This is a genomic window from Acinetobacter sp. TR3 (genome assembly GCF_027105055.1).
Classification (GTDB): Bacteria; Pseudomonadota; Gammaproteobacteria; order Pseudomonadales; family Moraxellaceae; genus Acinetobacter.
Map to the genome: position 1 here is coordinate 144,565 of NZ_CP114264.1, position 18,335 is coordinate 162,899.

Annotated in this window: 14 protein-coding genes; 8 read left to right on the forward strand and 6 right to left on the reverse strand. The window is 40.1% G+C overall.

Going from position 1 to position 18,335, the window contains the following annotated elements:
- Window positions 1–306: 306 nt before the first annotated feature.
- The 3 genes from O1449_RS00730 to O1449_RS00740 are packed head-to-tail and all read right to left on the reverse strand — an operon-like array spanning window position 307 to window position 3,204.
- Window positions 307–876, reverse strand: coding sequence for a Sua5/YciO/YrdC/YwlC family protein (locus O1449_RS00730; RefSeq protein ID WP_269238878.1), 570 nt, complete (start codon window positions 874–876; stop codon window positions 307–309).
- Between the two features lie 32 nt (window positions 877–908).
- Window positions 909–2,039: a DNA-processing protein DprA gene (dprA, locus tag O1449_RS00735; RefSeq protein ID WP_269238881.1), complete on the reverse strand. Its 1,131-nt coding sequence runs from the start codon at window positions 2,037–2,039 to the stop codon at window positions 909–911.
- A gap of 13 nt (window positions 2,040–2,052) precedes the next feature.
- Window positions 2,053–3,204, reverse strand: coding sequence for a LysM peptidoglycan-binding domain-containing protein (locus O1449_RS00740; protein WP_269238882.1), 1,152 nt, complete (start codon window positions 3,202–3,204; stop codon window positions 2,053–2,055).
- 120 nt (window positions 3,205–3,324) lie between these two features.
- Between O1449_RS00740 and def the strand changes: the two genes are divergently transcribed.
- The 3 genes from def (at window position 3,325) to O1449_RS00755 (ending at window position 6,489) form a co-directional block, all read left to right on the forward strand.
- Complete coding sequence (def, locus tag O1449_RS00745; RefSeq protein WP_269238883.1) at window positions 3,325–3,855, forward strand: peptide deformylase; 531 nt, start codon at window positions 3,325–3,327, stop codon at window positions 3,853–3,855.
- Window positions 3,856–3,878: 23 nt separating this feature from the next.
- Complete coding sequence (locus O1449_RS00750) at window positions 3,879–4,316, forward strand: DUF2946 family protein (RefSeq protein WP_269229092.1); 438 nt, start codon at window positions 3,879–3,881, stop codon at window positions 4,314–4,316.
- Between the two features lie 73 nt (window positions 4,317–4,389).
- Window positions 4,390–6,489: a TonB-dependent copper receptor gene (locus O1449_RS00755; RefSeq protein WP_269238885.1), complete on the forward strand. Its 2,100-nt coding sequence runs from the start codon at window positions 4,390–4,392 to the stop codon at window positions 6,487–6,489.
- A gap of 47 nt (window positions 6,490–6,536) precedes the next feature.
- Here O1449_RS00755 and O1449_RS00760 read toward each other — a convergent pair whose 3' ends face one another.
- On the reverse strand, window positions 6,537–7,298 hold the full coding sequence (locus O1449_RS00760) for a hypothetical protein (RefSeq protein ID WP_269238887.1): 762 nt from the start codon (window positions 7,296–7,298) through the stop codon (window positions 6,537–6,539).
- 313 nt (window positions 7,299–7,611) lie between these two features.
- Entirely contained in the window at window positions 7,612–11,106 is a 3,495-nt protein-coding gene (locus O1449_RS00765; protein WP_269239647.1) for a hybrid sensor histidine kinase/response regulator, read from the reverse strand.
- Between the two features lie 184 nt (window positions 11,107–11,290).
- Between O1449_RS00765 and O1449_RS00770 the strand changes: the two genes are divergently transcribed.
- Together O1449_RS00770 and O1449_RS00775 are read left to right on the forward strand one after the other, a co-directional pair.
- Window positions 11,291–11,623 carry a DUF485 domain-containing protein gene (locus tag O1449_RS00770; protein ID WP_050041932.1) on the forward strand — a complete coding sequence of 111 codons (333 nt, stop codon included), beginning with the start codon at window positions 11,291–11,293 and terminating at the stop codon, window positions 11,621–11,623.
- Between the two features lies 1 nt (window position 11,624).
- Window positions 11,625–13,340 carry a cation acetate symporter gene (locus O1449_RS00775; RefSeq protein ID WP_269229090.1) on the forward strand — a complete coding sequence of 572 codons (1,716 nt, stop codon included), beginning with the start codon at window positions 11,625–11,627 and terminating at the stop codon, window positions 13,338–13,340.
- A 50-nt stretch (window positions 13,341–13,390) separates the two neighbouring features.
- On the opposite strand, the gene O1449_RS00780 is transcribed toward O1449_RS00775, so the two are convergent.
- The gene (locus O1449_RS00780; protein WP_269238888.1) at window positions 13,391–14,599 is read right to left on the reverse strand and encodes an oxygenase MpaB family protein; all 1,209 of its coding nucleotides are present in this window, start codon (window positions 14,597–14,599) and stop codon (window positions 13,391–13,393) included.
- Between the two features lie 85 nt (window positions 14,600–14,684).
- Between O1449_RS00780 and O1449_RS00785 the strand changes: the two genes are divergently transcribed.
- The 3 genes from O1449_RS00785 to O1449_RS00795 all read left to right on the forward strand — a co-directional run bounded on the left by O1449_RS00785 (window position 14,685) and on the right by O1449_RS00795 (window position 18,152).
- Window positions 14,685–15,281 carry a TetR/AcrR family transcriptional regulator gene (locus O1449_RS00785; protein ID WP_269229088.1) on the forward strand — a complete coding sequence of 199 codons (597 nt, stop codon included), beginning with the start codon at window positions 14,685–14,687 and terminating at the stop codon, window positions 15,279–15,281.
- Between the two features lie 45 nt (window positions 15,282–15,326).
- Entirely contained in the window at window positions 15,327–16,022 is a 696-nt protein-coding gene (locus tag O1449_RS00790; RefSeq protein ID WP_269229087.1) for an ion channel, read from the forward strand.
- A 153-nt stretch (window positions 16,023–16,175) separates the two neighbouring features.
- The gene (locus tag O1449_RS00795) at window positions 16,176–18,152 is read left to right on the forward strand and encodes a BCCT family transporter (protein WP_269238889.1); all 1,977 of its coding nucleotides are present in this window, start codon (window positions 16,176–16,178) and stop codon (window positions 18,150–18,152) included.
- Window positions 18,153–18,335: the final 183 nt, after the last annotated feature.

The window sequence follows — 18,335 nt, forward strand, 5'->3', positions numbered from 1 at the left end:
TCAAATATATTTTAGATATTTATCAAGTTTGTGATCAAAAAAATTTCAATAAAAATAGAAATATAATTTTATTGAAATTTTAAAACTGACAAAAATGGTACGCTTTTCACATTTTTTGTTAGAGAAATAATATATTTGTATAAATCAAATGATTGATCCATAATAGCTTTCAGAGTAGCTAGATTCATTTTTAATGATGAATATACTCAACCAATTTGCAGACCCTCTGGATGTGATTATACACATCCTTTTTATGCTCAGTTATCCCTATATAACTGAGCTTTTTTTTGTCCGCTATTTACATAATCAAGCGCGAATGATTTCACCAGTTAAAGCGTTGAGAATTCGACTAGGTTCTTGGCTAAGTCCTAAATCACCCTCTAAATAATTCAGGGATGGACCAAAATAACCTTGAGCTTGTTCTAAATTTTGTGCTGGATTTAGTCCCGCGGGATTGGCACTGGTCGATACAATAAAGCCGCCAAAAGCATTACAGAGTTCGACGCACAAAGGATGCGTGGTTACACGTACAGCAACCAATGGATGTTGACCTTTAATCCAAGTAGGAATGTGCTCATCAGCGGGGAGTAACCACGTAGTTGCTCTTTCAGTTGCTACACGATCCGTCCAACTATCAATCACTTGCTTACGTATCTTTGGGGCTAAGCTTCGTAACAAATGCTCAACTTGCCCTAAGTGACCTGCTAATAAAATGACTCCTTTTTCAATTGGGCGATGTTTTAGCTCAAGAATGTTTTGAAAAGCTTGTTGATTGAATGGATCGCAGCCTAAGCCCCAAACTGCTTCTGTTGGATAAGCAAGAACTTGTCCTTGCTTCAAAAGCTGTGCTGCTTCCGAAATTGATGAGGTAATCATGGGATTATATTTAGCGACAAAGATAGGTTATTTTAATGAATTGGACGACAACGTAAATAGCGACCGCCCTGTTGTATACAGAAACCGAGTAATTCTAATTCCATTAATTGGGCTGTGAGTTCTGCAATCGGAATTGGATGACGTTGAGAAAGTTCATCCAAGTCTTGTCCAACCCAGTCAAGACTTTGATAAAGAGCAATCAAATGTGTTGGTAAGCTTGGCGTGATGGTTACAGGTTCTTCGGAAATTTGTTGTTGTACTTGCCATTGTGTAGGTAAAGCTAAGTCTTCAATGACTTGTTCAGGATGATCGACCAAGGTTGCACCTTCACGAATTAATTGATGACAGCCTTGATGATGCTCACTATAAATGTGCCCTGGAATAGCAAATACCATTTTTCCTTGATTTGCTGCCTCATTTGCAGTTATGAGTGAGCCACTCTTTAATGCCGCTTCTACAACCACCACACCAAGACTTAAACCACTAACAATACGATTACGACGTGGAAAATGCTGTTGCAAAGGCATTGTCGTCGGGAGAAACTCGGTGACAATCGCACCTGATTGAGTAATCTGTTGTGCAAGTTTGATGTTCTGCGAAGGATAAACTGTATCTAAGCCTGTTCCTGTCACAGCGATTGTTCGATGATGGGCTAAGCCACCACGATGGGCTGCTTCATCAATTCCATGCGCTAAACCACTGCTGATGTAAAATCCTTTTTCACTTAAATAATAAGCAAAATCATAGGCAACCTGTCTCCCGTGAGGACTCGGTTTACGACTGCCAACCATGGAAATTTGGGGTTGTAATAATGCTTGAGCTTGACCTTGACCAAATAAAATTGGAGGATGATCTGAATAAGGTAAAAGTTGAGTAGGGTAGTCGATATCTTCAGGGGTTAAAATAAAATCAGTATGCTGACAAATCAATTGAACCATGTGGTCAAATTGCTGTTTCCCATGTGGGGTTTGGAATTCTTCTAGACGTTTTAAATGATTTTTGTGTAAACCGAGCTGTTGCCATTCAGAAAGGCGATGTGTTTGGACTGCTTCCGTACAACTACCGAAATAGTTTCGAATTTTTTGAAAACTAGAAAGGGAGTGTTGAACCAAGTACCACACCAACACAGTATGATAATGATGGGGCGATAGCTGATTCAACATTTCTAATTAGAGCTTAGTTATCAAGACGAGGTGGCTTGATATTTGAACCAAGTTTAATTGGTAATTCGCTCTCTAATACATAAGCGTAACTGATGCGGTCAAAACTCTTGAAGATCATGATGCTACCAACATATTGCCCTGGTAATTTCACATTTTCTTTGGTTTTTGGATCACGTACAGTTTCGCCATCTTGGTAAGCACTAAAGACTTGTCCGATTTCAATCCCATCCGTTGTACCACGATCAACGGTGACAACACCATTTTTTGCTGCTGTACCCAGAGATCCCATCACGCGGATGACTTTACCACCATCTTTCACCTGATTTGGTTCAGTTGGATAGAATAAAGTAGGTAACATCGCATCTTGTTCAAGCATGATGCGGTCGCCACGACGTACTTCACCATTATAACTATCAGTTAATTCAAAGGTGGTAATGTCTTTTTCATTGGTAATCGCAACACCAGAAGCGACTTGCGTGAGCTCAACACCTAGATTCTGTTTCTTCCCTTTTTCATCAAGCACGATATACGGTTCGCCTTCACGGTATACGCCATAACGTTGACCATTTTCGATACCTTGACCACGAACATAAATGTTCTGACCTTTACCAGCCAACACACGATTATCTGCTGTACCCAATACATATGGGGTATTTGCAATCGCATTCGCTGGAAGAATAGAGGTACGTTCTAACCATTGTTGAATATGTGCCAGTGGAATTACAGGAACACTATTATTGAGCGCCTCAATACGAACTTTTGGACGTAAAGTAGATCCACTGCCAGAGTAACGGCGAATGATACCATCACAACCATCGCCTTCATCTTTACCAATGAGTGGCTTACCGTTCAAACTACAAAGTAGTAAGCGATCACTAGGATAAATCCAATGTGGATTCTTGACATGTTTATTGCTTGCCCAAATTTCAGGCCAGCGCCAAGGCTTGCTTAAAAATTTGCCTGAAATATCCCAAAGCGTATCCCCTTTTTTCACCACATAGACATGTGGTGCACCCGCTTTTACGGATGGTGGGTTTGCATTAGGGCTTGCCGCATGAGTAAGGTTTATGCTCATGCCTAATCCTGCACAAATTGCAGCAGCAATCAGTTGTTTTTTTAACCCCAAGGCATGAAATGATGGTATGCCGTTTAAAACCTTTTTCATTATCATAATTCCTAAAAATTATGTGTGTAGTTGCGTTATAATAACGACCTTACACACAATTTTTTGATCAAGCATTCCCTTCAGTTGGTTTTCTGATCAATGGCATAAATGAGGAACGGTATGGCCTTATTACCTATTTTAAGTTTTCCTGATCCCCGTCTTCGAACCATTGCTAAGCCAGTCGAAGAAGTCACTGATGATATTCGTCAGCTTGCAGCAGATATGTTTGAAACCATGTACGAGGCACCGGGTATAGGTTTAGCGGCATCTCAGGTTGATCATCATATTCAGCTTATTGTTATGGACATCTCTGAAGAGAAAAACCAACCGATGGTGTTCATTAACCCCAAAGTCACTCCACTGACCGTAGAGACGCAGCCGTACGAAGAAGGCTGTCTCTCTGTGCCTCAAATATACGATAAAGTTGCGCGTCCGTCACGTGTAAAAATCGAGGCAATTAACCTTGAAGGTCAACCATTTGAATTAGAAGCTGACGAACTTCTCGCAGTTTGTATCCAACATGAAATGGATCACTTAAATGGAAAACTGTTTGTAGACTATTTATCACCATTAAAACGTCAACGTGCACGTGAGAAAGTTGAGAAAATTGTGCGTCAACGCGATAAAGAAAAAGTTGCGGTTAAACGTTAAGAAATTATATTAGGTCTGTTTAAATGCCTTTATTGCTTCGTAGTGGTTTAATGCTTGCATTCACCGCAGTCTGTTTACAGATTGCGGTGTTTTTGCAGCCACTGCTCCCGAAGCAATATCAGATTGCACCTGTCTGTGAAACGATTACCCAAGCGTTATTGTTGCCTAAATTAAAATCTGAACAGCAGTCTGTATCGCACAATATGCATCATCATTCACATCAGCTTGAACAACATCAAAGCTTGATGTCGAAACATGACCATCACGATCCAAATCACCAGTGTCAATACTGTACGGTGTATGCCAATTTGGTATTACCGCCTGAATTCGGCGTGAAAGAGGTTTTAGTTCGAATCCAAATCCGTTTAGTCGCGTATCAACAGGCATTTAAGCATGTTTATTTTGCACTGCAACGGCTGTTTTTATTGCCTCAAGGGCGAGCCCCGCCACTCTTTGCATAAATTAAAACGTCAATTTTATTAGGGTTTTCAAAACTCTAGCCTAGTTTTACTTATGTTTTAAGAGAGACCAATCATGGCTCAAACTAAATTTTTATTACAGCCGCTGACGGTTGCGATCTTGGCTGCTTCAAATACCACACTCTTGTGGGCAAATACGGACATTCAGTCAGAACAACGTACACCTGTTGTCTTAGCACCGATTGTTGTTACGGCACAACAACCAAATGATGCAAATGGTTTGATTGTGCATAGTGATCCTAAACAGCCGATTCAGCCTGTTCCTGCTTCGGATGGTGCTGCATATTTGAAAACTATTCCTGGTTTTAGCAGTATAGGCAGTGGGGGAACGAATGGTGATATCAGCTTTAGAGGAATGTTTGGTTCACGAATTAAAGTATTGAATGACGGTTCTGAGGAACTGGGTGCATGTCCAGCGCGTATGGATAATCCAACCTCATATATTTCGCCTGAGAGTTTTGATCGTATTACCGTGATTAAAGGACCTCAAACCGTTCGCTATCCAACACCAGGTTCTGCAGCAACAGTTTTATTTGAAAGAGATCCAGTGAAATTCGATCAAAATCAAAACTATAAAGGTCAAGCGAGTGTGGTTGCAGGCTCATACGGTCGATTAGATCATAATGTAGATGCGGCGATTGGCAATGACACTGCTTATGCACGTATTAATGCGAACCGTTCTGTCGCCAATGACTATCAAGATGGTGATGGTAAGGATGTTCATTCAAATTGGGAGCGTTGGGGTGCTGATCTTGCCTTAGGATGGACACCAACTGAAAACACGTGGATTGAATTGCAGGGTGGAAAAGGCGATGGTGAGTCGGCTTATGCGGGGCGTTCACTTGATGGATCGCAATTTAAACGTGAAAGTCTCGGACTACATCTAGAACAACGCAATATTAGTGAGGTGATTAAAAAAATCGAAGCACAAGTCGATTATAGTTTTAATGATCACATTATGGATAATTTCAGTTTGAGAGATGTGCCAGCAGATGGTATGCCTATGGCAATGGACGTCACTCGCCGTACGCTTAATGCAAGAGCAGCGATCACGACAGAGTGGGATAAAATCAGTCTCATTTCAGGACTTGATTCTCAGCACAATAAACAAGCGGGCAATATGTACATGCGTGGTGATTTGCCGCCAGCAATGGATGAGACACTCAGTTTTCAAAGTTATGGTGCATTTACTGAAGCAACCATTCCTGTAAATGATAATAATAAAGTGATTACAGGCGCTCGTATTGACCATGTGGAAATTGAAAATCTAGCGAGCAATAAATCGCGTAAGAATACTGTACCTAGTGGTTTTATTCGCCTAGAAAATCTCATGCCGCAACATGATTTGAAAAGCTATATTGGTTTAGGCTATGTAGAGCGTACGCCTGATTTCTGGGAAATTTATCGGACAGTATTACCATCGACAAACATGGGTATGGATGACATGAATGGTCATGGCGGTCATGGCGGTCATGGCAATATGCCAATGCCGAGTGCAACCAGAACAATGGATGACTTGGAATATCTAGACAATGAAAAAACGCTCCAACTTGATTTGGGTTATCAACTTGATCATGGGAAATACAATAGCTGGGCATCTGCTTATGTTGGTGTGATTAAAGACTTTATGTTGATCAGCTATGATGATCCTGATAATGAGATGCTTACCCCGAAAATTCGTAATGTAGATGCCACGATTGCAGGTGCAGAATTAGGTGTAGGCTATAAATTTACAGATCAAATCCAAACCGATGTGAGTGCAATGTATGCGTGGGGAGAAAATACCACGGACAATAAGCCATTACCGCAAATTGCACCTTTGGAAGCACGCTTGAACTTGCGTTATGTCGCTGATAATTATTCTTTAGGTATCTTATGGCGCGTTGTTGCGAAACAAGATCGTATTAGCAAGAACGAAGGAAATATAGTTGGCTATGATATGGGGGAAAGTAAGGCTTTTAACACGCTGTCTTTAAATGGTGCCTATAAACTAACTCAAAATGTTGAGTTATCGGTCGGGATAGATAACATCCTTGATGAGACCTATGCTGAACACTTAAATAAAGGTGGCGCTGCAACAGGTTTTTATCCTGCTGATACTCAATATAACAATATTGGTCGAAACTATTGGACTCGAATCAGTATGAAATTCTAAGCTATAAAAAAACAAGGTGGGTTTTCCACCTTGTTTTTATTTTTAAGTTAAGCCAAACAGTCTTGCTTAGGCATCAAACTATCGCAATACAATGGATTTAATGCACACTGCAAATCATCAATTTGTTCTTGAGTTACATAGTTTTTTGCGATGAGATATTCTGCGACGCGATCATCACGTAAACTTAAGAAAGCAGCGTCATACACACCTAAATCTACAAATAAAGCCGCTGTTTCCAAGCTATTGAAATGATCTAAAAATACATCGTTTTCATGCATCAAAAAAATGTGTGTCAGTTCTGCATTGGCATCTACGTTTAAACGCTGTGCTAATTGCTCTGGGCGAGTTTTAATAAATAATAAATCTGATAGTTCATCGAACTGACTTTTATCCAGTTGATTTTCGCCATCTTTGACATGACCTAACCATGCTTTAAAGACCAACACGGCACCACCACGAAGTAGCATACTCCACATTTGATGACGTGTTTCATGATCTAAATGAGCGGATTCTGTTTCTAATACATCCAAGAATTTTTGTTCTTGCAACGCTAGTTTTTCAAATAGTCCTAGACCTTGTGGCTGATAAGCTGATGGTGCAAATACATCAAAATTCAGCTCATGGAATACATTGAGGGCAAGGGGGACGGCTGCTTGATAAAGTGTATTCAATGCTTTTAGATGAGTATCATCTAAGTTGCTCTGTACAAAAATATCCTGCCAGTTGAGCTCTGGTAATAATGCATTTGCACTGTATTGGCGATAAAACTGTAACTCGTTATGTTCTGAAGTGGCTTGATTGCTATTCATGATCATGTCCTTTATGGCGATTGTGTTAGAAACCTAAAACAGCAAAGACATAGGTTCCTATCATTTTGATCAATTTATGCGTTATTCAGAAAACAACTAGAATACGACTAAAGTTGTAGATGTGGTTTTTGTGGTAGTATTCATTAATAAAAACAATATCTTAATTAATTGTAAGTAAGTGTACAAACGTTCACTAGTGTAAGTGAACGTTTTTGCCATAGCCAATAAGCTTTTGAGCACTTTGGTCAATTTTTTGTCATTTCAGCACTCTTTTTTTGATGGTTTTTGCCTATGTTTCAAAATATTTTGCCATTTAGCTCATCGGCATAATTTTTAAACCAGAAAGCCAAGCACGTAATCCCGCTGGTTTGAGCGGTTTTTTCAATAGAATAATATTTTGCTGTTTCAAATATTGAGGCAACTCAGGATCAGAATCTGCTGTAATTAATGCAACTGGAATATGTGCAGGGCGATATTGTTCAATAAAATCTAATCCCCGTTGATCATGATTTAAATGCTGATCGATTAACCACACTTGAATATCTTCTTGTTCAATTATTTTTAGTGCTTCCGATGGCTCAGTTGCTGTAAAAATTTGATAGCCCCATTTGCTTAATAAAGTCTGCATACCTTGTAAAATAGTTTCATCATTGTCTAAACAAAGCACTTTATATGCAGTATGTTGCAGTGCGGTCACATGCGCTGTAGTCACTTGAATTTTTGGTGCTTCGGCTAGCGGTACTTCGATCATAAAGCAAGAACCTTTGCCTAATTCTGAATAGACATGCACTGGGAAATCGAGCAGGCTCGTCATACGTTGAACAATCGCAAGACCAAGACCAAGTCCTTGTTCACCCCAAGGTGAGGTATGCCCGCAACGCTCAAATTCTTGGAATAATTTCACCCGTTGTTGTTCATTGATGCCAGGTCCTGTATCCCAAACACCGATTCGAATATGGTTTGGTCTTTGTGCAGAACGTAATACACCAATAACGACACGACCTTGTGCTGTATAACGCAATGCATTACTAACGAAATTCTGAATAATTCGTCGCATCCATTGTGGATCGGTATCAACCCAGAATTGAGTATCGTGTACAGACAGTTGAATATTACGCTGCGCTGCAATTGATTTAAATTGCAATTCAAGATCATTTAAGAGGTCATGTAATGAATAGGCTTGGCGTTTGGGTTGGATGGTTCCACCTTCTAAACGGGCAATATCGAGTAGGGCAGAGAGCATGCTTTCAGCACCATACAGTGCGCGATCAAGTTGTTGTAAGGTCTGTTGGTCTTCAGTTGAGCTGACACTCTGTTCTAATGCTGTACTGAACAAACGTGCTGCATGCATCGGTTGCAGTAAATCGTGACTGGCCGCTGCCAAAAATCGACTTTTAGATTGATTGGCTTTATCGGCTTGTTCACGGGCAAGTTGCTGTTCAGTTAGTGCATTTGCAAGCTGTTGAGTTCGATCACTCACTCTTTCTTCAAGAATCGCTTCATTCTCGCGGAACGCAGTAATATCGGCGAAGGTTGTGACGAATCCTCCACCCTCAATAGGATTACCGCGCATTTGAATGACCAAGCCATCTTTACGAATACGTTCAAATTCATGGGCGCTACCGACTTTCATCCAGTGAATTCGTTTACGGACATGTTCTTCAACTGAACCGGGTCCACATTCTCCACGTTCTGCGTTATATCGAATTAAATCTGCAATTGGACAACCGACATAAACAAGGTCTTTAGGATAATCAAATAAGGTAAGATATTGATTGTTCCATGCAACCAAACACATATTTTTATCAACAACACTCACCCCTTGAGTCATGTGGTCGATCATGGTCATCAAAAGGTTTTGGTTAAAGCGTTGCCATTGTGAAGCTTGATCGAGAATATTCGCGACTTGCCCCAGTGCTAATCCATTATTGATCATGGCAGTGGTGAGCAAAGTACGTGCTGATGCAGCACCAATAATGCCTGCCAAGTATTGTTCAGTGAAGCGCCACCACATGCCATTTGCAACATGATTTTCATTGAGTACGACATGATTTTGTTCACAAAATTGCTGGAACGCTTGTGTTGTAGGGCGATCACCTGTAATACGTTTAGCCAAAGCCAATAGATCGCCAACTTTGAGCCGCGCTGCATTTTGCGGTAAATCGGTTAAATCAAGGTTTGTCTGGGTAGAGGGTAAAGGTTTGCTTTCATAGTAGAAAAAGCTTTCAGCCTGAATCTGTTCCGCAACACTTGGGCGATACAAACGAGAACCCCAAATATAGCAAATAATATTCAGTCCCAAAGACCACATGACACCATGGGTCAATGGTGCAAAAGATTCAAAACCAAGTAAAGCTTCTGGACGTAAGCTATTAATATCGAAAGGCCCAAACAATAATAAATGTTGTGCGAACGCTTGATATTGTTCTGGGAGGCTACGCAACAAAGTAGGAAATAATAGTGTGTAGCTCCACATGATGAAGCCTATGATCAGACCGACATAGACACCTTGACGGCTTGCACCACGCCAATATAAACCACCGATGAGGGCTGGCGAAAATTGCGCAACTGCGCTAAAAGCCAATAGGCCAAATACTGATAATTGATTAATGTCATTAAAAAAGTGGAAGAATAAAAAACCCAGTAACATCACACTGATAATACTAATTCTTCGAGTCAGTTTGAGTACTTTGGGTAATTGTTGGTCGTGTCGAGAGATAATCTTAAAGTGCCATAAAGCAGGCATAATTAAATCATTACTGAGCATGATAGAAAGTGCGACTGAGGCAACCAGTAACATACCTGTTGAAGCAGAGAAACCACCTAAAAAAGCGAGTAATGCCAACCAATCTTGTTGATAGCTGAGTGGTAAGGCCAATACCGCAATATCAGGTGTACCTAATGTATCAGGAAGGGAGTGTAAGGCCCAACTGGCGATAGGAATAATCGCCATGATGGTCAAAATCAAATACGCTGCAAACCAACGTCTTGCGCCACGAATATGTTTTTCATCACGCAATTCGACTACGGCAACATGAAACTGTCGCGGTAAACAGATCATAGCTAGCGCAGCGAGTAAGGTTTGTACCCAGAAGGTTTCAGGAACCCCTAATTGTTGCAAATCTTGAAAATGTTGAGTGATATCATTGCTGACTTGTTTGATATTTTCGGGGGATTGGAATAAGAAAAAAACTGCAACACTGAGTAACGCAAACAGTTTCACAAAAGATTCAAAAGCGACTGCAAGCATTAAGCCGCCGTGTTGTTCGGTATGTGCAATATGCCGAGTGCCAAAAATCATAGCCAAAATCGCAAGTACTGCTGTAAGTAATAACACACTATTTGTGGTGGTATGAACATGTGCATTCTGTTCGAGTACAACGGAGGCACTCAATGCAATCGCTCTTAATTGCAAAGCGAGATAAGGGATAATTGCAATCACTGCAAGAATGGTGACTAGTGCCGCTAAGCTGCCACTTTTGCCATAGCGAGCAGCAACGAAATCGGCAATTGACGAAATCGCATGATGCTGTCGAATCCGACCCAAACGTTTCCAAATATCGTAACCAAACCAAATAAATAGCAACGGACCTAGATAGATCGGGAGGAAAATAATACCTTCACGGACTGCTGCACCTGTTGCGCCGTAAAATGTCCAAGATGAACAATATACGCCTAAAGTTAAGCTGAACATCAACATACGACCACGTGTGCTTAAGCGACTGGCATGTTTTTCTCCAAAAAAAGCACAGCCAAATAACAGCACGATATATAGGGCAAGTACCCCAATAATAAGCCAATTGTTCATATTGCTCACGTGATCAAACTCCATTTTCTATCATACCCGAAGCATCAAAAGGGTTATGAGCAGAGATTTGTATTTAGAGACCAAAGTCTAAGTTACGAGTCAAGCATAATCTTGTTAATTTAAATAATGAAAAATCCCTAGTAAAAAGGGGTCCACGGCTGGACACAAAAATAAGGAGTTAATGATGGATGACTCACAGGTAGAACGCATTCTACACAATCCAAAGTTTCAAGAAATGGTCAGCAAAAAACGTACATTAAGTTGGACATTAACAGCAATCATGTTGTTTATCTATGTCGGATTTATGCTTTTAGTTGGCTATAACAAAGAGTTCCTAGCAAGTTCTTTTAGTGGTGGTGTAACAACATGGGGCATGCCCCTCGGTTTAGGCATTATCGTACTGTCATTTTTATTGTGTGGTGTCTATTCATACATCGCCAATAATACACTTGATCAGTTGAATGAAGAGGCTCTCAAGGAAGTTGAGGCAATCACACATGAAAAAGGGATGCACTGAGATGAAAGGGACGTCATTCAAAGCGAAACTGTTCGCGCTTGCAAGCCTATGTTGTTCTCACGTTGCATTTGCTAGCCCTGATTTAGGTGCAGCAGAGCAACAGGCAACAAACTGGCATGCAATCATCATGTTCACCATTTTTGTTGGTTTCACTTTGTTTATTACTAAGTGGGCAGCAAAACAAACCACGAATACAGCTGATTTCTATACCGCAGGTGGTGGAATTAGTGGCTTCCAAAATGGTTTAGCGATTGCAGGTGACTATATGTCAGCCGCATCGTTCCTCGGTATTTCAGCACTTGTGTTCAGTTCAGGCTTTGATGGTTTGCTCTATTCACTTGGTTTCATGGTCGGTTGGCCAATCGTACTTTTCCTTGTTGCTGAACGTTTACGTAACTTAGGTAAATATAATCTTTCTGATGTAGTTTCTTTCCGTTTGGAAGAAAAACCAGTTCGTACCTTAGCTGCATTAAGTTCTTTAGTTGTGGTTGCATTTTATCTGATTGCTCAAATGGTAGGAGCAGGTCAGTTAATCAAATTACTTTTTGGTTTGAACTATAATATTGCGGTTGTAATCGTCGGTTTGTTGATGATGGCATACGTAATTTTTGGTGGTATGTTAGCAACCACTTGGGTACAAATCATTAAAGCCGTAATGTTACTCAGTGGTGCAACATTCATGGCATTCATGGTGATGAAAGCTGTTGGCTTTAGTTTTTCAAACATGTTCAATCAAGCGATTGGTGTGTATAGCCAATCTCACAGCATTAGCTGGGATGAAGCTGCAAAAATCATGGGGCCTGGTAAATTGGCTGCAAACCCGATTGATGCTTTATCACTTGGTCTTGCATTAATGTTTGGTACTGCGGGCTTACCACATATCTTAATGCGTTTCTTTACGGTTAAAGATGCTAAAGAAGCACGTAAATCAGTTGTTGTTGCAACAGGCTTTATTGGTTACTTCTATCTATTAACTTTCATCATTGGTTTCGGTGCGATCTTATTCGTTTCAAACAACCCTCAATTCCTTGATGTTGCGAAAGCAGCGGTAACAGGTAAATTAGAGTTGGTTGGTGGTAACAACATGGCTGCGGTTCACTTAAGTGATGCAGTCGGTGGTGACTTGTTCATGGGCTTCATCTCAGCGGTTGCATTCGCAACGATTCTCGCTGTAGTTGCAGGCTTAACACTTTCAGGCGCATCTGCGATTTCACATGACTTATATGCAAACGTATTCAAAAAAGGTCAAACAACGCCTCAATCTGAATTACGTATGTCAAAAATTGCGACTTTAGGTTTAGCAATCTTTGCCATGATTCTAGGGATTTTGTTCGAAAAACAAAACGTTGCGTTCATGGTTGGTTTAGCATTCTCTGTTGCATGTTGTGCAAACTTCCCAGTACTTGTATTGTCTATGTTCTGGAAAGGTTTAACGACACGCGGTGCGGTGATCGGTGGTGTTGTTGGTCTAGTGACTGCTGTAACCCTAATCATTCTGTCTAAAGCGGTTTGGGTTGACACCTTGAAACTTTCAGATACTCCAGTGAATCCATTCAATGGCCCTGCAATTTTCGCGATGCCATTATCTTTCCTTTGCTGCTGGTTCTTCTCAGTAACTGATAAAACTGCACGTGCAGAGAAAGAGCGTAAAGCGTTCGATGCTCAGTTTGTTCGTTCACAAACAGGTATTGGTATCTCTGGTGCATCTGATCACTAAATAGATCGAATCCTAAAAATTACAGCCCTCAATTTTGAGGGCTTTTTCTATTATTGATGCATACTGGCCAGTTGTTGAGCTTGATTATGATAGAGTGACAAACCGATTCGTTGCAAATGCCGCCCTTTTTCTTCAAGCAGTTGATTTAATTTTGGAATATGTTTCGCACCTGTATAAAGTGCTAGATTTCGACCAATTAAATAATAAGCAAACCATGAGGCTGACTGAGGTGCTAAACCCAATTTCTGCATTTTCTTGCGACCAATAAAGAACTGGGTAATTTCGAGGTGTTGCTTATAGGCTAGTTTTTGCTGAAAAGAGCGTAAGTAACGATATTTCCGTTCAAAGGGTTCTTTGGAAAGACTAGAGCCAAGAGAAATACTGCTCTCATCAGATTGAGGATGTGAAAACTGCATCCAGTACATGAGCTTCCATCCATCAGCTTCATTATCCACTAACCATTTTTCTTCAACGCCCATCAACCAACCCGCATATTTCCAAAAATGTAAAAAACTATCAACTTCTTGTGCGCTAGGAAAAATTCCCAATGCCCTTATACCAATCAATACCACGCCACTAAAGGCAATATTGGTCATGGCCTGATCATATTGGTTAATAGGTAGCCCCCAAGTCTCGGCATCCCATTTCTCCGATTTTTGTAATTGATGGCGTACCAGTGAGTGAATAAAACGCACAAAGATCGTGGAGGTAAAGCCTTTACTAAAACGTTCAAACCCATCTTGTTCGGTGATATCGACCCACCATTTAGTTGTTTCGGCTAAACGTGTACCTGCCTGTTTTTTTAATGCGCCTGTCAGGACCAAGGGTTGGTTAAAACCAGGGTACAAATAACCTGTCATTAGAGATAAATCTCGTAGGATCAGTCCGTTATTGATGCCTAGGCGATAGGTAAATTTAAGTGCTTGATCGACTTTGGCTTGCTCATACCAATCAGGTTTTTGTCCCACCAATTGAAAGAAGCAGTTGAGTTCAGGAATTTCAAGCGGCAGCTTATCTAAACCTTCATACAGCGCCGTTTCAAAATATTTTCGATGCTGTTTGGGATTTTGAAGTATCCAAAGTAGCAGTTGATCCATGGGTGCATCACCACTTTGCAAGGCTGTGTTCAAGGCGAGATATTCTTGATAATTCGGTTGAATTTGTTGATGCGTCATATAACCAAGAATTTTGGTTTTAATATTCGATTGAATCATGTCTTCAAACGCTGCTAAGCGTTTAGGTTTAACGATGCTTTGCATTGTAGAAAGCCTTTGATTGTTATTTAATCAAAGCTTAATATGAATAAATATTCGTATTCAATTCGCGTTTTAATAAAGGCTGAACATGAGAAAAAGACCCCAGCAGCAACGTGCAAAAATGATCGTCGAAAGTATTCTGGAGGGAACGCAAAAATGTATTTCTGAATATGGTGTATTACAATTAACTACACCTAAAATTTCTGAAAAATCAGGGGTAAGTGTCGGGTCAATTTATCAATACTTTGAAAATAAAGAACAGATTGTTGCTGAACTATTGTTACGTAAAAGCGAAAATTTAGGGCAAGCACTAAAGCAGTTAGTGATGCTCCAACAACAAACAGCTATTCAAGACATCATCACATTAAGTATCACTTTTGGTTTTGAATCATTGAAATCAGATCATGGTTTTTTTATCGAAATCTTAAAAAATTGGCATACCTATAGTGATTCAGAAGCGGCACAAGTATTGGAGCAGCATTTCTTGGAAGTGGGGATGTACTTATTTGGACGTTACTACCCCCATTGGGATTTTGAGACTTTAAAACACAAGTCTTTTGTGATTATTAACAGTACTTTATTTACCATGATGCGTTATGCCAGTAAAAATACCTTTTTAATTGAAGAACAACGTTTGCAACAAGAACTCTCTAAAATGATTGTTGCCTTTTTAGATACGGTGTGATGCCATTAACTTAATGAAAATCATAACAATCACAAGGAAAACAACATGCAAAGCTTAAAACAATTTTGGGGTGGTTTTCGTTTATTACCTTCTGCGTGGTTGTTGTTGGTGCAATTGGCATTATTAGTTATGGCGATGTTGACTTATGGAGATAGTGAATATCGTGCTTTAACTTGGTCACTAGGTGTTTTAGCTCTCTTAATTATCGCCAAGGTCATTCGCCAAACACCAGTATTTACATTTTGGGGCTTAATCTTTGTCAGTGGCGCTTTTCTATTTTCAATTTTAATTTTTATTGGCTATGACAATTCGACAATCCAAATTATCGCTTATAGTTTTGAAGCATTAGCGTATTTTTATGCGGCTTATGGATTATTACGCTATATGTTTGCAGATCGTTATCTCACCAAAGATGAATTATTTGCTGCAGGTGCAGTTTTTACTCTCATCGCTTGGGCATTCGCCTTTTTATATAGTATTTGCCAGTTGCTTTTACCCAATAGTTTTCAAAACCCAAATCAGCCACAAGATTTACAAGTTTGGCTCGATTTATTATTTCTGAGTTTTAGTCTGCAATCAGCAACGGGTTTATCTGATTTGATGCCAATTAGCCCAGCCGCTAGAGTATTAACCATGCTACAAATGTTTGGTGGGGTGATGTATCTCGCTGTCGTAGTTTCTCGATTAATTGCATTGCAATATATTGCCCATTTACCTAAGCAATCGAGCGATAAAGAATAAATACAGTTACAGCATTACAACTGCTTTATTTTTCACATTTTTTATAATTTATATCGAGTTTTTGCAAAATTTAAACTCGCTTTTGTTCACATTGTGAATGTCTTATTTGACCCTTAGGGTCTGTCGTTATCATTAAAAAAATATGGGGGAATTATGCCTTCCAAGCCATCTTCGCAGTTTGCGAATGTGAATCCAAACGTGTTTTTAAGCACGGTGATTATCATTGCGATTTTTATCGCAATTGTCATTATCGCACCCAGTTCATTTGAACTTCTCACCCAACAGTTAAAGCAATGGATTACAGATTCTTTTAGTTGGTTTTATGTTTTATCTGTTGCTGTTTTTCTGATTCTACTGATTTATATTGCCTGTTCTGCCAGTGGGAAAATTAAGTTAGGACCCGATCATAGCCAACCTGAATATAGCAATGGTTCGTGGTTTGCCATGCTGTTTACCGCAGGTATGGGCATCGGTTTGATGTTCTTCGGTGTTGCAGAACCTGTGATGCATTATGTCAGCCCACCGAGTGGAGATTCTGAAAGTATTGCATCTGCGCAACAAGCCTTAAGGATTACCTTTTTCCATTGGGGCTTACATGCATGGGCAATTTACGCCATGGTTGGATTGGCTTTAGCCTATTTTGCTTATCGCCATAATTTACCGTTAAAAACCCGTTCAGCATTATATCCCATTATTGGTAAGAAAATTTATGGTCCTTGGGGGGATGGGATTGATACCTTTGCGACCATTGGTACGGTTTTCGGGGTTGCGACCTCTTTAGGTTTTGGTGTGACGCAAATCAATTCAGGTCTGCATTATCTATTTGGGGTTGAGCAAAGCAGCAATGTTCAGGTGATCCTGATTATTTTTGTCAGTGTTTTAGCATCTTTATCTGTTTTTTTAGGACTTGATAAAGGTGTAAAACGTCTCTCAGAACTGAATTTAATCTTGGCTTTAGTATTGCTCGCCTTTGTATTTATTGCGGGCCCAAGTATCTACTTGCTGCAAACGACGATTCAAAATACAGGATCGTATATTTCGAATTTATTTAGCATGACTTTCAACCTATATGCCTATCAACCTAATGGCTGGATTGGCGGTTGGACGATTCTTTATTGGGCATGGTGGATTTCATGGTCGCCGTTTGTGGGTATGTTTATTGCGCGCGTGTCACGAGGTCGAACCATCCGTGAGTTTATTGTGGGTGTGTTACTGATTCCAACAGGTTTCACCATTATCTGGATGGGGTTTTTAGGAAATGCAGCACTGTTTAGCATTATGCAAGAGCATAATGTTGCCTTAATTCAAGCAGTACAGCACGATTCATCAGTCGCTTTATTTGAGTTTTTAAATCATTTGCCATTTTCGGGTGTGATGAGTTTGCTGGCAACCGTATTGGTGATGCTCTTTTTCGTAACATCTGCGGATTCGGGTGCTTTGGTTACCGATTATCTCACAGCTAAGACTGAAAACTCTCCAACATGGCAAAGACTATTTTGGACCGTATTGATGGCAGCCTTGGCCATTATCCTGCTATTGGTTGGTGGTCTGTCTGCATTGCAATCCTCTATTATTATGAGTGCATTGCCATTTACATTGGTCATGTTATTTATGAGTTGGGGTTTGCTCAAAGCCTTAAAATTGGATGTCACCAAAATGAAGGCCATTCAAGAGGCGCGTATTACGCCACGTGCCATCAATAATCCACGCAGTTGGCAGCAGCGTTTAGGTTTAATCATGCATTATCCGCATACTGAAACTGAAGTTCAGCACTATATCGACACACAAGTTCGTATGGCTTTTGAAAGTATTCAGCGTGAATTCAAACGCCGTCACTTGGAAGTGGGGATTCGTGAAATCGAAAATGGTCTGCAACTGCATGTCGATCATCATCATGAAATTAACTTCACTTATAAAGTGATCTCACATTCTACTGTTCCACCAAGCTTCATGTTGGGACGAGCAGAGGAAGATGAGACCAATTACTTCCAAGCAGAAGTCTTTTTAAGAGAGGGTGGACAAAACTATGATGTAATGGATTGGACGCAAGAAGATTTAATCCAAGACATTATTGATCAATATGAACGTCATCTATACTTCTTGAATATTGTGAGAGGGAGTACTCCTTAAGAGAAAGTACTTATTGCAATACTGAAAACAACGGTTTTGAGCGATCAAAGCCGTTGTTTTTATTCTGGGTGGTGAAATTTCAAACATCAATCGAATAAGAGACAGATTTTTGCATGGAGTAAGGTGGTTAAAATAAAAGCCAAATATAAAAATAAAGCTGCTTTATTGCTGATAATAAAAACA

Excerpts from the sequence above, each read along its gene's own strand:
- O1449_RS00730 (WP_269238878.1), bottom strand. The coding sequence starts at position 876 with ATGATTACCTCATCAATTTCGGAAGCAGCACAGCTTTTGAAGCAAGGA.
- dprA (WP_269238881.1), bottom strand. The coding sequence starts at position 2,039 with ATGTTGAATCAGCTATCGCCCCATCATTATCATACTGTGTTGGTGTGG.
- O1449_RS00740 (WP_269238882.1), bottom strand. The coding sequence starts at position 3,204 with ATGAAAAAGGTTTTAAACGGCATACCATCATTTCATGCCTTGGGGTTA.
- def (WP_269238883.1), top strand. The coding sequence starts at position 3,325 with ATGGCCTTATTACCTATTTTAAGTTTTCCTGATCCCCGTCTTCGAACC.
- O1449_RS00750 (WP_269229092.1), top strand. The coding sequence starts at position 3,879 with ATGCCTTTATTGCTTCGTAGTGGTTTAATGCTTGCATTCACCGCAGTC.
- O1449_RS00755 (WP_269238885.1), top strand. The coding sequence starts at position 4,390 with ATGGCTCAAACTAAATTTTTATTACAGCCGCTGACGGTTGCGATCTTG.
- O1449_RS00760 (WP_269238887.1), bottom strand. The coding sequence starts at position 7,298 with ATGAATAGCAATCAAGCCACTTCAGAACATAACGAGTTACAGTTTTAT.
- O1449_RS00765 (WP_269239647.1), bottom strand. The coding sequence starts at position 11,106 with ATGAACAATTGGCTTATTATTGGGGTACTTGCCCTATATATCGTGCTG.
- O1449_RS00770 (WP_050041932.1), top strand. The coding sequence starts at position 11,291 with ATGGATGACTCACAGGTAGAACGCATTCTACACAATCCAAAGTTTCAA.
- O1449_RS00775 (WP_269229090.1), top strand. The coding sequence starts at position 11,625 with ATGAAAGGGACGTCATTCAAAGCGAAACTGTTCGCGCTTGCAAGCCTA.
- O1449_RS00780 (WP_269238888.1), bottom strand. The coding sequence starts at position 14,599 with ATGCAAAGCATCGTTAAACCTAAACGCTTAGCAGCGTTTGAAGACATG.
- O1449_RS00785 (WP_269229088.1), top strand. The coding sequence starts at position 14,685 with ATGAGAAAAAGACCCCAGCAGCAACGTGCAAAAATGATCGTCGAAAGT.
- O1449_RS00790 (WP_269229087.1), top strand. The coding sequence starts at position 15,327 with ATGCAAAGCTTAAAACAATTTTGGGGTGGTTTTCGTTTATTACCTTCT.
- O1449_RS00795 (WP_269238889.1), top strand. The coding sequence starts at position 16,176 with ATGCCTTCCAAGCCATCTTCGCAGTTTGCGAATGTGAATCCAAACGTG.